This is a genomic window from Streptomyces sp. CNB091 (assembly GCF_000377965.1).
Genome location: NZ_KB898992.1, coordinates 287,456 through 301,946, shown reverse-complemented (window position 1 = coordinate 301,946; position 14,491 = coordinate 287,456). Strand labels below are relative to the sequence as shown.

The following is a 14,491-nucleotide window of genomic DNA, read 5'->3' as shown; positions in this document are numbered from 1 at the left end:
CCTCTTCCCGTCACCGGTCCAGCACCACCAGAGCGACCACCAACGCCTGCACGACCGCTAGCGGTGTCAGCACGACCCAGGCCACCTCCATGTAGCGATCCATGCGCAAGGTCGGGACCTTGCGCCGGATCCAGACAAGGAAGGCCAGTACGGCCACTGTCTTGAGGACCGTCCAGAGCCACGGGGGAAGTAGCGGTCCGTTGCCCCCGCCGAGGAAGAGCGGGACGCTGAAAGCGGCAGCGACAGTGAGGAGCAGCCAACGGCCGCCCAGAAAGACGATCCGATCAACTCCCGAGAGTTCGGCGGCCGCACCGCCGGCCACGTCGCGTCCGGCAGGCTGATCGAACGGGCCCCAGAAGGCCATGGCCATTGCACTCAGAAGATAGATGGCGAAGGCGACAGGCATCCATACGACGAACCACAGGCCCGCCTGGGCATCGACGATCTCGCCCACCCGCAAGGACTCCGCACCCAGCGCGGCGGTGGTGATCGCGAGCATGTGGGGGAGTTCGTACGCAAGCCCCTGTGCAAGGAAGCGGTAGCCGCCGATCAGTGCGAGCGTCGAATTCGGCCCCCACCCGGCGAGCCACACAGCCGCCCACGCGAGGGCCTCCATCGCGTTGAACCACACGATTCCGTCAGCGAGATCGCTGACGGACCGGAAGCCGAGAGGGATGACGGCGGCGGCGAGCACTGCCGCGACCGGCAGGAGGACCACGCCCAGCCGAGTCAGAGACACATCGGCCGCGGTCGTACGACGTTGTTGCTGCACCAGCAGCCGCAGCACTTCCCGACCAGGAGTGCCCGCAGCCGCAGCAGCCTCAAGAGGTGACCGGGGCCGCGGCCTCGCTGCTGCGGACGAAAGCACGGCGTCGAAGGAGGCCGCTCCAAGCGCGGCTACGGCCAGCACCGTTGGCAGCAGAACGGTTGCCCAGAGAGGGGCCTCACTCATGGGCCACCCGCGAATCCACCACGGGCCCGCGAATCCACCACGGGGACGAGCTCGTCGAGATCAGGATCCAGGCTCGCGACGATGATGCGAGCGCCCGCGAACTCGGCACCGCCCAGGAGCCCCGGCAGCACGTCCAGCAGCGCCTGGGAAGGCGGCACTGGCCCGTCGAGCCGACCGCGCGGACCGTTCGAATCCGTGGCATCAAGCACGCGGGTATCCGCGCACACAGCCGCGGCCCGCTCGATCTCGTCCAGCCAGAGAAGCAAGCGGCAGTACGCATCCCCGCCCGCGACCAGCGCCGGACCCGTCACGCCCGCCGCTGCCGCTCGCTCGGAGGACATCTCGCCCAGCCCTCGCGTCAGCCAGCGCAGGGTGCGCGATCGGCGGAGCTGACGGGCCCACGGCCTGAGCAGTACGCCCAGTTCCTCCACCGATGCTCCCGCCAGGACCCGGCGGCGTACGGAACGCGCGCGCTTCGCCGCGTCGTCCCATCCGGACACGGCCAGGAATCGGCCGACGCTGTCCAGATGAGCCGCACACAACCGGCGGGCAGCGAGCCCACGCTCGACCCGTTCCCCCGCGATCACGCGCAACCACGGCTCGTTCCAGAAGGGGTGCCTGGAGGAGGCGCGCACGGAGATCTGATCGACCTCCACGTGCTGCACCACATCGCCCTGCAACGCCAGCCGCAGCACCAGTCCGGCCGGCCAGTCGAGCAAGGCCGGGCCCAGAGGTACGTGCAGCCGATCCAGCCTCAACCCGTCCCGATCGTCCGCACGGTCCGCCATGGGCAGACCGGCCACGACCGACATGGCGTGCATGTCATGCCCGTGCCCCCCGCCGTGTGTGCCATGCGCTCCGTCCCGCCCCTCACCTGAGTGACCGCCGTGGTGGCTCTCCGTCTCGTGGTCCGCGTAGTCGTGATGGGCAGCGCCGTCTCGAACGGCATGTGCGGGGCCGTCAGGGGCGTGATCCGCCCGGCGTCGGGAACCGGTGCGCGCCGAGGGAAGGACGCTGTTCATCCGGCTTTCCTCCCTCGGAGAGACCGAGACCTGACGAGGACCGAGGAGTGCCAGGTGGCCGTCATCGAGCGCGGCGGCCGCCTGGTCCGCTTCCCGGACCACGGCCCGGGACTTCGGTTCCGGAATGCCGTTCCACAGGTTCTCGGCCCAATCTGCTCGGGCGGGGTCGGGGTCGCCCACGACGACGAGCAGGTTCGCGGATGCGGGGCCGGCGACAAGGGGCCAGCTCCTGCGCAGTAGCTCCTCCTCGACGGCGAGACGCGCCCGGGTAGCACCTGGACAGGCTGCCAGCAGGACCCCGGGGTGGGCCACCGCCAGGCGTGCGGCCGTGGACCTCAACTCCATCGGAACGCCCCCTCCCGCCATGCGTATGCCACGCCTGCGAGAAGTACGCCGAGGAAGAGGAACATCTCCATGACGGCGCTGACGCCGACCGTACTCACCACCTTCGTCCACGGGTACATGAACAACATCTCCATGTCGAAGGCCAGGAAGATCATGGTCACCGGGTACCAGCGCACGTGGAACCGGGAGAACGGATGCTCGTCCGGATCGAGGCCCCCGCTGAACGGTCTCGTGTTCAGCAGCTCACGCGTCACCCTCAGTGAGGCGCCGACGCCGTAGAGAAGGGCGAGGCTCGTCGCAGTCACACCGAGGAGGATCAGCACCGGCTGCCACTCGTAGCCGCTCACTCAGCCCCCTGCGTCCTGCCCCCGGACCATCCCTGACCGCCGTCGTGACGCAGACTGCCAGTGGTGTCTTCCACTCGGTGCGCGAAACGCCTAGAAGCGGAATATGTCGGGTTATATTCGTTCGGCTGGTTGAGCCCAGGGAGCAGACGACTGTACGAGGGCTGCCTATTTCCCGTGTCCAGGCAGGCAGTACGCGGCGGGGGAGGCGTGCCCGATCATGGCGGCATGCAGCCGGCCACAGTGGCGCCCGTGCAGTATCCCCACCAGCCCTGCGTGAAGGTGTTCGGTGGGCGATAGAAGTTGGTACGCGCCCAGAGCGACTGACATCGCGAAGGACACGGCGAGTGCCTGTCAGACGGATGCGGCAGGCGCGGGGGCTCGGTGGGGCCAGCTGCTGCGTAGCATCGCCTGCGGGGCGACATAGCAGATGGCCGCCGCATAGCCGATGAGCGCGGGCGCGGCGTTCACGCCTTGGTCTGCCGTCCACTGGTCCGCAGCGCCTTCCGCAGAGCGGCGACCTCTTCTTCGGACATCCGCTCCACGAAGTGGGCCAAGGCGACCGGACGATCCTCGCTCGCACCCAGAGCGTCCTCCATGAGAGCGGCCGAGTACGCCTCTCGGCTGCGAACCGGCGTGTAGAGCCAGGCCCGGCCCTGCTTGCCACGGAGCAGCCAGCCCTTGTTGAAGAGAATGGTGGCGACGGTCATCACCGTGGTGTAGGCGACAGGTCGGCGTTCATTGATGTCATCGACGACTTCACGCACCGTCGCGGGTCGATTCCATCGCCAGAGGCAGTCCATGATCTCCGCCTCGAGCTCCCCCAGCCGTCGCATGAGCCCGCCCTTTCCACTGCCGATGTACGTAAGCCATGGTAGACGGCAGTTCGATCGGTCGAGGCGAGACGGATGCGTGGCAAGTCTGACCAGCTTGACGCGTAGCGCGCCACCCGGTCCGGAGTCGAAGGCGCCATCTGCGAGTTCGTCAACGGACACCGGGCCCGCCGCAGGCGCTGCCACGGCCACCGCAGGACACACGTGCAGCACGTCCTGACCGGCATCGCCATCAACATCGAACGCCTCGCCTCGCGCGCAACTCGCCATCCCCAACCGCCCCCGACGCCCCACGACCTTCCAGCAGTACCTCGATGCCCGCGGCCTGACCTGGGAATGCTGGTGGCGGCGAGGCGAATGAGCCGCGCGCACAAGATCTCCGACAGATCGCTCAAGGAGTGGGGAGGTGGACGGCGGGGAGATTCCCGGCCTGTGCGGCATCCTGGTCGATGCTCAGCCCCGTGTACGCGCCCAGCGCGGTGAACACCAGGGTGGGCAGGCGCGCGCCGTGCTGTTCGTAGTAGGCGGTTACCTCGTCGGCGGTGGCGTCGGGGATGGAGGGGAAGACGGCGCCGGCGGCGGTGAGCGCCGCGTCCAACGCCGACTCGTGGCCGGTGGTGGTGCCGAACTCTGCGCGGCGTATCACCTCGTCGCCTTCGACGTGCAGGATCGCGGCGGGCGGGCTGTACAGGTTCCGGCTGGCGCACAGGATCTCCTCACCCGGGTCGGGCCTCATCGAGGGGACACGGCGGAAGCCGGTTGCCCAGGTCGCGGCGTGGTCGTTCTCCAGCACGTATGTCCACTCACCCTGGCTGCCGTACATCGCGTAGGCGTAGCGGGTGAGGTCGTGGCCGGGCGGGGTGGGCCGGCTGCGCAGTTCGGCCAGCGGGGTGCCGGCGGCGAGCTGATCGAGGTCGGCCCCGAGGTTGATGAGGAACTCGTCAGGGTCGATGCCTCGGGCGAGGGTGAGGGAGATGCCGCCGCGCATTCCGGGGACGGGCGTGGCGGTGTGGGCGTGGGCGCCTATCCAGGTGAGGCCGTTGGTCATGGAGGGGCGTCCGTTCGCTGGGGGGTGGGGTCGAGCTTAAACCTCGCGCTTTCATGAAGCGGGCCTACGGTCACCACCCGCTGATGGGGTTCGTTGACCATGGACCGGGTGGCACGGGCGAACCGGTTGCGGCCCTGCTCAGACCAGGCAACGCGGGCTCGAACACGGCGGCCGACCATATCACCGCAACCCAACTGGCCCTGGCCCAGCTGCCCAAGAAGTACCGGCGCGGGCACCGGACCCTGATCCGCACCGACTCCGCGGGCGGCACCCACGACTTCGTCGCCTGGCGTCCCTTCCGGAAACCCGAGCCGGCGGGCCGGGGGCCACGGACCCACTTGTCACGGGGAGAAACAGGCCTTCCAGGAGACCCGCGGACGGCATGCCGCCATGGTCCCCGGCATGGTTGCGGCCCGGCGACCCGTAACGCGCCGCGGCCCCGCTCTCGTACGGCGGGCCCGAGTTGCGCAGCGTCGGACTCCGGCCCCGGGTATCACTCCGCACTGATATATCGTCTGCCGATATCGGAAGTCGTAAAGTGTGCGGCGTTGTGTCACTGAGGAGTGTGCTCATGAGCAAGCCATCGACCGCCGGCAGTGTCCCCGAGGAGTTGCAGCGGACGCTCGGTGTGCCCGACGCCGTCATGATCGGTCTGGGGTCGATGATCGGCGCAGGAATCTTCGCCGCGCTCGCCCCTGCCGCACGCGCCGCCGGTTCCGGGCTGTTGATCGGTCTGGCGCTGGCGGCTGTGGTCGCCTACTGCAACGCCACCTCCTCCGCGCGGCTCGCGGCTCGGTATCCGGCGTCGGGCGGCACTTACGTCTACGGGCGCGAGCGGCTCGGTGAATTCTGGGGCTACTTGGCAGGCTGGGGCTTCATCGTCGGCAAGACGGCCTCCTGCGCGGCCATGGCGCTCACCGTCGGCTCGTACGTCTGGCCCGGTCAGGAGCGCGCGGTCGCGGTCGCCGCCGTGGTGGCGCTGACGGCGGTGAACTATGCCGGGGTGCGGAAGTCCGCGCTGCTGACTCGCGCGATCGTGGCCGTGGTCTTGGCGGCCCTCGCTGCCGTGGTGGTCGTCGCCCTCACCTCCGGTGCGACGGACGCGGCCCGGCTGGACGTCGGCGATGACGCGACCGTGGGCGGGGTGCTCCAGGCGGCGGGGCTGCTGTTCTTCGCGTTCGCCGGGTATGCGCGCATCGCCACGTTGGGCGAGGAGGTCCGCGATCCGGCCCGCACGATCCCTCGGGCGATTCCGATCGCGCTGGGCGTCACCCTCGTCGTCTACGTCCTCGTCGCGGTCTCGGTCCTGATGGTGCTGGGCCCGGACGGGCTGGCCGGGGCGACCGCGCCGCTGTCGGACGCCGCACGGGCCGCGGGCGCCGACTGGCTCGTCCCCGTCATCCGCGTCGGTGCGGCCGTCGCCGCGCTCGGCTCCCTGCTCGCCCTGATCCTCGGCGTCTCGCGCACCACCCTGGCCATGGCCCGCGACCGGCACCTGCCGCACGCCTTGGCCGCCGTCCACCCCAAGTTCCAGGTCCCGCACCGCGCCGAGCTCCTCGTCGGCGCCGTCGTGGCCGTGGCCGCCGCGACCGGGGACCTGCGCGGGGCGATCGGGTTCTCCTCCTTCGGGGTCCTGGTCTACTACGCCGTCGCCAACGCCTCCGCCTGGACCCTCACCCCCGGCGAGGGCCGCCCGAACCGCCTCATCCCCGCCGTCGGGCTGGCCGGCTGCCTCGTCCTGGCCTTCGCCCTGCCCGTCTCCTCGGTCGTCTCCGGGGCCGCGGTGATCGCGCTGGGCGCCGCCGTCTACGCCGTACGCCGCACCCTCACCGCGCGGAACTGACCCCGTCACTCCGGCCGTTCCCCCGACCGGGGGGAACGGCCGGACTGCCTGTTGTGCCCGATCCCGGAACCGCCGGGGGATATCCGCACGCGCTACCCGGCCGAGGCGAGGTGCGTGTTCCGTGACCCAGATCCCACAGTGGCGGGCCCGGCTGACCGGCACGAGCGCGCCGGGCGCCGTCGTCCTCATCCGTCTCTACGTCGGCGGCATCTTCCTGTCCGAGGGCGTCTTGGAGTTCCTGCGCCCCGACCAGCTCGGCACCGGCCGCTTCGACAAGGCCGGCATACCCGCCCCGGCTTCCTCGCACCCCTCGACGGCCTCTTCGAGATCGTGTGCGGCCTGCTGATCCTCGCCGGTCTCCTGCCCCGGCTCGCCGCCGCGCCGATGATCGTGAACATACTCGGCGCGCTGCTGCTCACGAAGCTGCCGATCCTGTGGGGGCGACGCTCCGCTGTTCGACGGGAAGTCCGGCTGGTGGGATCCGGCTCACGAATCGCGCACCGACCTCGCGCAGCTGTGCGGCAGCCTGTTCCTGCTCATCGTCGGTGCCGGCGTCCACTCCCTCGACGCCCGCCTTGCCCACGCCGCCTCCGCCGTCCCGGCCGAGGCGACGGTACGCGGCTGATCAGGTCGCGTCGTTGCCCAGGACCTCGCGGGCCAGTTCCGCCAGGGCCTTGCGGTCCTCGGCCAGAGCCTTCCTGCCGGCCTCGGTCGCCTTGTAGACGCGGCGGGTGCGGCCGTCGACCACGCGCTGCTGCGAGGTCAGCAGGCCATCGGCCTCCAGCCGGTGCAGCGTCGGATACAGGGTGCCGGGGCTGATCCGGTAGCCGTGGGAGGCGAGCTCCTCGGTCATCCACGCGCCGTGGATCTCCTCCTCGGCCGCGTGATGAAGGATGTGCAGCCGCACCGCGCCCCGCTGGAACTCCCGCACCCTTACCGCACCTCCGGCAGTGACGAAACCGATATCGGCTTCCGATCCTAGCCGTTCAGGCACCGCACGGCGGACCTCGGTGTGCGCCGGGCTCGGCCGTGCGGTGCGGCCGGTCAGGCGGTGAGGCGGCCACTTCTGGGGCGACGGTCATGGCCGTGAACACGGGATTGCGGACGTGCACCAATAGGCCGTCGGTGACCAGCCTGGTGCGTTCCCCTGCGTCCCCTGCGCCCCCTGCGTCCACGCCCACGCCGGCACGCGAAGGGCCGAACGGCGATCCGCCCTCCGGGCGACGGCGGCAGTCCGACGACAGGACCTGGGGTCATCAGGCGTCGTTCTGCGGTACCCGGAGGGACACCGGTTCGTCCTGGCCGTCCCACACCACCTTGATCACGGCTGGGACGGGATCTGCGTAGTCGCCCGCCATCATGAACGTGTGCGGCTCGTTCTCGCCCAGCGACAGTCCGGCCGGCCAGGGCCTCATCGCCGGGTACTCTCCTACCGCGCGGATGTTCTCAGCGCGGGCAGCGCCTTGGTTGAACAGCAGAAACATGCTGCCACCGCTGTACTCGACGCGGAGGTCCACCCGCGGGCGGGACGCCTCTTCCTCCGCCGCACGCCGCTCCGCCGCCTCGCGTCGCTGATCGGCCAGCGTCTCCTCGGCCACCGTGGCCGACCGTTCCGAAGCGAGGCGCGACAACCGCGCCTCCTCCACCGAAGCTTCGGCGGCGGTGACCGACTTCTCGGCCGCGTTCGCGGAACGTCGACCGTCCCGCTGCGCCCTGAGGCTGATGACCAGCGCGACCACGGCGACCAGCCAAGCCAACCAGGCGGGCCAGTCCCCCCAACCCAGCGTTGCGGTCCACGACCGCGCGTATCCCCAGTTCATGGATGGACCGTACTGCCGCAGGCCTACGCGGCGCTGCCGGGCCCCCGGGGGGACCATGGCGCACCCGCACCACCATCACCACCGCGCTCACGGCAGCGCTGCTCACCCTCACCGGGCGCAGCACCGAAGCTGAACCGGCAGCCCCTGCCGCGGGCTCGGCGTGGAGGGCCGCTCCCCGTCCGCCCGTCCGGAGCGGCCCTCCACTCATGGTGCGGCGATCAGTTCCCGTCAGGAGGCGGAGCGGGCGAGCGCGGCCAGGCCGTTCTGCCAGAGCTGGTTCACCCGGGCCCGCTCGTTGGCGTCCGGCTGGGCGTTGGTGCAGGACGGGCCGGGGCCGCCGCCGGACATCAACTGGCTGCACGGCCCGGAGTAGTTGTCCGGCAGGCCGAGCACATGTCCGGTCTCGTGCGTGGTGACGCGGGTCGAGTTGTACTGCTGGTTCTGCCGGTAGTCCAGGAAGATGAAGCCACGGCCGTGCCCGTTGGTCGAGGCGTACGACCCGCGCGGATCGTTTCCTTCGCGGTACGTGAAGTCAGCCCTGGAGCCTTCCTGAAGCCGGACGTTGGAGACCGAGCTGTTCCAGATCCGGGTGCTGTTGGCTATCTGGGTGCGGAAGCTCGGGGCGTAGGCCGCGCTGTACGTGACCGTGACGGCCTGGGTTCCCGGGTTGGCGGCCCGCTTCTCGGCGACCGACTTCATGACCGCGTCGAAGAAGGCCCGGTTCGCGGCGGCGTTCTCGCCCGACCCGTTGTACGCGGCGATGCCGGCTGGGGTGGAGGTGGCAGGAGCAGGAGCGGCGGAGGCCGCGGGAGCTGAACCCAGCGCGGCAACCAGGCCGAGGCCGACAAGGGCGGAGGCGATGGCGGTCGGGACGTGTCTCATGGGGGATTTCTCCTACTGTCCGATGAAGCCGCGCCTTGGAGTTTGTCCGCTGACCGGACGGGGCGCGGGACGGTACGGGGAGAGTGTGGGGGAGCGGACACCTGCCGGGAATGATGCCAACTCGCGATGACACCGCCCTATCCCCCCGTCCTCCGGCCCGGGGCGCGCCACCATGACATCGGCTCAAGGCCGCCATGTGCGCGAGGAAGTACCGGGCTCTCCGCCGCCCTGGGGCTTCCTCGCCCACTGACCGCCTCGCTCCGGACTCGAACCGCTGCCGCGCCGAGGTATGTCTCGGTGAGTGGCCCCGGCGGTGCGACCGGCCGAGCCCACGCCCCGACGCCGTGCCGGTGACCGGGGCAACGATCACGGCGGGCGCGGGGAGTGGGCTCGGCGGGTTCGAGGAGTGCGGCCTTCGTCACGGCGCTTGCGGGCCGGGCGTGCAGGGCGCCGCGGGGGAGGCGGGAGTCTGACGACAGGGTCTAGGCCGGGCGGGCGCCGGACCGGGGACGGTGGTCGGTGCCGAGGCCGGCGGTGATGGTCAGGATGGACGCCGGCCCCGCCATGTCGACCGCGTGCCACGCCCCGGCCGGGTTGACGGTGGCCTCACCCGGCCGGAGCGTGACGCGGTCGGGCACCCCGTCCACGTCGCGGGTGACCGTCACCGACCCGCTGAGGCAGACGACCAGTTCGTCGCCGGCGGGGTGGCGCTCCCAGTGGTCGCCGGGGCCGTCGCCGTCGAAGATCGCCACTGTCCGGCCCTCGGCGCCGTCCGCCGCGACCGCGGCGCTGTAGGCCTGGAGCACCTCCGGGTCCCAGGCGAAGCCCTCGACGGGTTTGGCACTTGAGCCCAGCCCGAGGTGCACGGGGGTGGTCCGCAGGTCGATGGCGTTGCGTTCGTCGTTGATGAGTCTCATGCCGGCGATCGTCACAGGACGGCCATCGGGTGGTCTTGAAGGAAAGGGAACGGGAGCCGACGCGACGGGCAGCCGGCCGACGACTACCCGGTTTTGAGGAGGACTTCCCCGCGACGCCAGGCTGTCGGCGACCGGCCCGTGAACTCCCTCCAGTCCCGAACGAGATGGGCCTGGTCGGCGTAGCCGGAGAGGGCCGCCACCTCGGCCCACGGGAGCGGATCGTGCGCTGTCGCCAGTTCGTGCGCGTGCTCGAAGCGCAGAACACGGGCGAAGGTCTTCGGTAGCAGGCCCACCTCGCTGTGAAACCGCTCGGTGAGATACCGACGGCTCCAGCCCAGTTCCGCGGCGACGGCCCCGACCTGGACACGGCCCCGCGCGGCGACGAGGCGGCGCCAGGCCTCGGCCACCTCGGGGCGTGCCCGGAAGACGCGTTCGCCGCCGGAGCTGCGGCCGACGGCTCGCAGGAGCAGTTCGTCCAGCGCGGCGAACCGCGCGGCCCAGGTCCTTGCCGTTCGAAGTCGGTCGACCAGCTCGACGCCGAGCGCTCCGAGAAGCTCTTCGAGGGGAACCAGCTGGTGGGCGAGCGCGGCGGCGGGCATGCCGTAGACGGCCCGAGCCCCGAGAGGTGTCAGCGACACCTGCACACCTTGCTGGCGTCCGTCGTGGTGGATCGCGACGGACCGGCACATCAGGCCGCCGGCCACGCTGCCGAATCGAGTCACCGGTGACGCGTCGTCGACGCCCTTCGCCACCTCCAGAGGGTCGGACAGGCTGATCACCGCGGTGAGCACGCGGCCCGGCGGACCACAGTGCACCCCCGCCGGGAACCCACGAAGGTCGAAACCGACATACGAGCTGACGTACCGCCGCAAGGCGGGCGCCGGACGCGCATTGACCCTCGTAGCCCTGTCGTCCTCCACCCTCGTCAGTGTAGGCACCGGCGGTCTGCCGGCGGGCTCTCATGTTCGACTGTCGCGGGTTCTCCGGAGACTGATCACGCCCGTTGGAACGCATATCCGGGCGACATCGGCGACCATCCCCGGGATACTGGTCGCCCATGGAAGAGGTCGAAGTCGTCGTCGCCCATTCCGAGCGCGCGACTCTGCGCGTCGGCGACGTGTTCTTGAAGGTGGACGCCGATCAGGCGCGTATCGACGTCGAGGTCGAGGCGATGTCCCTCGCGCCGGTTCCGACCCCGGAGGTCCTGTGGCGCAAGCCGCCCGTGCTCGCGATCGCCGCACTCCCGGGAGCAACGATCGGGCGTCTCGGCGGGCCGTCGGCCGGGTCGTCGTCGGCGTGGGCCGCCGCGGGCGCCGCCATCCGGAAGCTGCACGACGCGCCGCCGCCGCCCTGGCCCGGTCGGGCCGGGCGGAGCGCCGTCGCGCTGGCGGCGGAACTCGACGAGGAGTGCGCGTCGCTCGTGACGAGCGGCCTCCTGCCCACTGACCTGGTCACCCACAACCGCCGGGTCGCCGAGGCCGCGCTCCGGCCGTGGACCCCGGCGTTCACGCACGGCGACCTGCAGATCGCGCACGTCTTCCTCGACGGCGACGAGGTCACGGGCATCATCGACTGGTCCGAGGCGGGTCGGGGTGATGCCCTGTACGACCTCGCCACCTTCACGCTCGGGCACGAGAAGCACCTCGACGACGTCCTCGCCGGCTACGGCGCCGACATCGACCTCGGCGTGATCCACGCGTGGTGGTCGTTGCGAAGCCTGCTGGCAGTTCGCTGGCTGATCGAGCACGGCTTCGACCCGTTCGCTCCGGGCTGTGAGGTCGACGTGCTGAGATCCCGGATGTGATGCGATCGACTTCCTCGCCGCGGAGGGGAACGACAAGGCCGCCGCCTACGCCGTTACGGCTCCCGACGCAGCACCACGAATGGCGCCGGAATACGAATGGTGCCGAGAATGTGGTGGGGGTCGTGAGAGCCCGCACGGAGACTCAGCCGTGGCGGGGATGGAGGTAGGTATGCCGAGGCCTTTGTGGACCGGTGCGATCAGCTTCGGCCTGGTCACCATCCCGGTGAAGGTCGTCTCCGCGACCCAGGACCACTCGATCCACTTCCGCCAGGTCCACCTGGAGGATCTCGGGCGGGTGCGCACCCGGAAGGTCTGCGAGCTGGACGGCGAAGCACTGTCGCAGGACGAGATCGGCAAGGGCTACGAGCTCTCCAAGGAGCAGACGGTGCCGATCACCGATGAGGAACTGGACCAAATTCCACTGCCCACCGCGAAAGCCATCGAGATCGTCGCTTTCGTGGACGCCGACAGCGTCGACCCGATCCGGATCAGCGACTCCTACTACCTCGCGATCGACGGCAAGGTCGCCGAGAAGCCCTACACCCTGCTGCGCCGGGCGCTGGAGCGCTCGGACAAGGTGGCCGTCGCGAAGTTCGCCTGGCACAACCGTGAGCGGCTGGGGCTGCTGCGGGTCAGGGAGGGGGCGATCGTGCTGCACTCGATGCGCTGGCCGGACGAGATCCGCAGCCCCGAGTCCCTGGCCCCGCGAGAGGTGGAGCTGGACGACGACGAGATCGAGCGGGCCGTCCAGCTGACCGACTCCATGGCTCTGGACAGCATCGCCGGGTTCCGGGACACCTACCGGGACGCCCTGGAGGAGCTGCTCACGGCGAAGTCGGAGGGCAAGGAGCTTCCGGAGCCCGCCGAGGGCGAGGAGCAGGAGGAGGGCAAGGTCGTGGACCTGATGGCCGCGCTGAACGCGTCGGTCGAGGCAGCGAAGGAGAGCCGCGGGGAGGACGGGGGCGGGGAGGCCACGGTGCACGAGATGCGGCCCCGGAAGAAGACCGCATCGACGAAGACGGCCTCCGGGAAACCGGCCGCCGGCCGGAAGACGGCGGCGTCCAGGAAGGCAACCGGTCAGAAGACGGGCGCCAAGAAGACGACCGCGGCGAAGAAGACGACCGGCGCCAAACGCACGGCGAGGAAGCGGAGCGCCTCCTGACCGAGGACCGAGAGGGTTCCGTGACGCGTCTGCCCCGCATCGCACCGATGCTCGCGACCCCCGGGCGGCTGCCCCCGTCCTCGGAGGACACCTCGTACGCGTACGAGGTGAAGCAGGACGGGCAGCGGTGCATGGTCTACCTGCCCGGCGACGGTTCGGTACGGCTGCGCTCCCGGTCCGGCGCCGACATCACCCCCGCCTATCCCGAGCTCGCGGGCCTGGGGACGGTGCTGGGCCCCCGCCCCGCCGTGCTGGACGGGGAGATCGTCGCCCTGGACGACGAGGGGCGCGGCGACTTCCAGCGGCTGCAGCCCCGGATGGGGCTGGCCGGCTCCGGGGCCAGGGCGGCCCGCATGGCCGCGAAGACGCCCGTGCACCTGATGCTCTTCGACGTCGTGTTCCTCGGCACGAGCCGGCTCACCCGCACCCCGTACTCCGAGCGCCGCGCCGTCCTGGACTCCCTGGGCCTGGGCGGGCCCGCGTGGTCGACCCCGGCGGCGGTCGTCGGGCACGGGCAGCGGGCGCTGGAGATGACGCGGACCGCCGGCTTCGAAGGGATCGTCGCCAAGCGGCGCACCTCCCTCTACGAGCCGGGTGTCCGCTCCCGGGCGTGGATCAAGATCCGGCACGTGCGGACCGAGGACATCGTCGTCGGCGGCTGGCTGCCCGGCCACGGCCGCCTGACGTCTCTGCCCGGCGCCCTCCTCATGGGCCGGCCGGACCCTGGTGGGGGACTCCGTTACGTCGGCGGCGTCGGCACCGGCTGGAGCGACGCCGAACGCACCACCCTCGCAGCCCTCCTCCACGCCGCGGCGACCGACACCTGCCCGTTCACCGAGCGGCCGACGGTGACCGGGGCCCGGTGGGTGCAGCCCCGGCTGGTCGGAGAGGTCCGCTACACGACCCGCACCAGAGCCGGGCGGCTGCGCCAGCCCTCCTGGCACCGCCTGCGCCCCGACCTCACACCCGATGACCTCCGCTGAGTCGCGCAGGGCCGCCGGTCCTCCGTCGAGCATCCGCCGTACGGCCTCGGGCCTCGACTCCGGGGAGATCAGCGACCTCTGCCATCCGTTCCCCGCCCATCAGGGCCGTTCACCGTTCGCCCGGGAGCACCTTGTTACGCTCGCCCCATGCTGAGACTCGGAATGCCTGTCGTCGGTGTCACTGACATCCCCCGGGCGGTTGCCTTCTGGAGCGCGGCGTTGAACCTGGTCGCCAGTCAGGAGTGGGCGAGCGAAACGTGGCGAACGCTCGACCACGCCGACGGCTCCGGCCGGGCGCTCGCCCTGATGCGCAGCGACTCCCCGCCCGAGCCACGCCCCCGTATCCATCTGGACCTGTTCACGGATTCGGTCGAGGAGCAGCAAAGTGAGGTCCGGCGACTGCTCGGTCTCGGTGCGCAGAGCGTCGACTGGGACCTCTACCCGGCCGATCCGGACTTCGTTGTCCTGGCCGACCCGGACGGCAACATCTTCTGCGTCGTGGACCTGAGCCACGCACCCAGCGGCGCGAGCTGAAC

At 70.7% G+C, this 14,491-nt stretch carries 16 protein-coding genes and 2 pseudogenes; 8 read left to right on the top strand and 10 right to left on the bottom strand.

Going from position 1 to position 14,491, the window contains the following annotated elements; genetic code table 11:
* Positions 1–10: 10 nt before the first annotated feature.
* From D581_RS0107510 to D581_RS0107495, 4 genes are all read right to left on the bottom strand, one after another.
* The gene (locus D581_RS0107510) at positions 11–952 is read right to left on the bottom strand and encodes a complex I subunit 1 family protein (protein ID WP_026290300.1); all 942 of its coding nucleotides are present in this window, start codon (positions 950–952) and stop codon (positions 11–13) included.
* On the bottom strand, positions 949–2,154 hold the full coding sequence (locus tag D581_RS01000000136995) for a hypothetical protein (RefSeq protein ID WP_486585816.1): 1,206 nt from the start codon (positions 2,152–2,154) through the stop codon (positions 949–951). The genes D581_RS0107510 and D581_RS01000000136995 overlap by 4 nt, the downstream gene beginning before the upstream one ends.
* A 155-nt stretch (positions 2,155–2,309) precedes the next feature.
* Positions 2,310–2,666, bottom strand: coding sequence for an NADH-quinone oxidoreductase subunit A (locus D581_RS0107500; protein ID WP_018956614.1), 357 nt, complete (start codon positions 2,664–2,666; stop codon positions 2,310–2,312).
* A 464-nt stretch (positions 2,667–3,130) separates the two neighbouring features.
* Positions 3,131–3,499 (bottom strand): BlaI/MecI/CopY family transcriptional regulator, encoded by a 369-nt coding sequence (locus D581_RS0107495; RefSeq protein WP_018956613.1) that lies wholly within the window; start codon positions 3,497–3,499, stop codon positions 3,131–3,133.
* A 120-nt stretch (positions 3,500–3,619) separates the two neighbouring features.
* Here D581_RS0107495 and D581_RS1000000139460 point away from each other — a divergent pair.
* Positions 3,620–3,979, top strand: a pseudogene (locus D581_RS1000000139460) (transposase); the annotation flags it as partial.
* Here the strand turns inward: D581_RS1000000139460 and D581_RS0107490 are convergent.
* A complete protein-coding gene (locus D581_RS0107490) occupies positions 3,888–4,544 on the bottom strand; it encodes a hypothetical protein (RefSeq protein WP_018956612.1) in 657 nt (218 codons plus the stop codon). The pseudogene D581_RS1000000139460 and the gene D581_RS0107490 overlap by 92 nt on opposite strands.
* Before the next feature lie 56 nt (positions 4,545–4,600).
* Between D581_RS0107490 and D581_RS1000000139455 the strand changes: the two are divergent.
* The 3 genes and pseudogenes from D581_RS1000000139455 to D581_RS1000000141985 all read left to right on the top strand — a co-directional run.
* Positions 4,601–4,834: pseudogene (locus D581_RS1000000139455) on the top strand (transposase); the annotation flags it as partial.
* A 281-nt stretch (positions 4,835–5,115) separates the two neighbouring features.
* Positions 5,116–6,387 (top strand): APC family permease, encoded by a 1,272-nt coding sequence (locus D581_RS0107485; protein ID WP_018956611.1) that lies wholly within the window; start codon positions 5,116–5,118, stop codon positions 6,385–6,387.
* 121 nt (positions 6,388–6,508) lie between these two features.
* Positions 6,509–6,733 carry a hypothetical protein gene (locus D581_RS1000000141985; protein WP_486585815.1) on the top strand — a complete coding sequence of 75 codons (225 nt, stop codon included), beginning with the start codon at positions 6,509–6,511 and terminating at the stop codon, positions 6,731–6,733.
* Between the two features lie 279 nt (positions 6,734–7,012).
* Here D581_RS1000000141985 and D581_RS0107475 read toward each other — a convergent pair whose 3' ends face one another.
* The 5 genes from D581_RS0107475 to D581_RS0107455 form a co-directional block, all read right to left on the bottom strand.
* Positions 7,013–7,318, bottom strand: coding sequence for an Rv3488 family transcriptional regulator (locus tag D581_RS0107475; RefSeq protein ID WP_018956610.1), 306 nt, complete (start codon positions 7,316–7,318; stop codon positions 7,013–7,015).
* Between the two features lie 325 nt (positions 7,319–7,643).
* Positions 7,644–8,207, bottom strand: a complete 564-nt coding sequence (locus D581_RS0107470) for a hypothetical protein (protein WP_486585814.1) — start codon at positions 8,205–8,207, stop codon at positions 7,644–7,646.
* A gap of 228 nt (positions 8,208–8,435) precedes the next feature.
* On the bottom strand, positions 8,436–9,089 hold the full coding sequence (gene snpA / locus D581_RS0107465) for a snapalysin (RefSeq protein ID WP_018956608.1): 654 nt from the start codon (positions 9,087–9,089) through the stop codon (positions 8,436–8,438).
* Positions 9,090–9,571: 482 nt separating this feature from the next.
* A complete protein-coding gene (locus tag D581_RS0107460) occupies positions 9,572–10,006 on the bottom strand; it encodes a cupin domain-containing protein (RefSeq protein WP_032752604.1) in 435 nt (144 codons plus the stop codon).
* A gap of 83 nt (positions 10,007–10,089) precedes the next feature.
* Entirely contained in the window at positions 10,090–10,926 is an 837-nt protein-coding gene (locus tag D581_RS0107455; protein ID WP_026290298.1) for a helix-turn-helix domain-containing protein, read from the bottom strand.
* 137 nt (positions 10,927–11,063) lie between these two features.
* Between D581_RS0107455 and D581_RS0107450 the strand changes: the two genes are divergently transcribed.
* The 4 genes from D581_RS0107450 to D581_RS0107435 all read left to right on the top strand — a co-directional run bounded on the left by D581_RS0107450 (position 11,064) and on the right by D581_RS0107435 (position 14,489).
* Positions 11,064–11,810, top strand: a complete 747-nt coding sequence (locus tag D581_RS0107450) for a phosphotransferase (protein ID WP_018956605.1) — start codon at positions 11,064–11,066, stop codon at positions 11,808–11,810.
* Positions 11,811–11,979: 169 nt separating this feature from the next.
* Entirely contained in the window at positions 11,980–12,972 is a 993-nt protein-coding gene (gene ku / locus D581_RS0107445) for a non-homologous end joining protein Ku (RefSeq protein ID WP_026290297.1), read from the top strand.
* Between the two features lie 20 nt (positions 12,973–12,992).
* The gene (gene ligD, locus D581_RS0107440; protein WP_018956603.1) at positions 12,993–13,955 is read left to right on the top strand and encodes a non-homologous end-joining DNA ligase; all 963 of its coding nucleotides are present in this window, start codon (positions 12,993–12,995) and stop codon (positions 13,953–13,955) included.
* A gap of 147 nt (positions 13,956–14,102) precedes the next feature.
* Complete coding sequence (locus D581_RS0107435) at positions 14,103–14,489, top strand: VOC family protein (RefSeq protein WP_026290296.1); 387 nt, start codon at positions 14,103–14,105, stop codon at positions 14,487–14,489.
* The last annotated feature ends 2 nt before the right edge of the window (positions 14,490–14,491 follow it).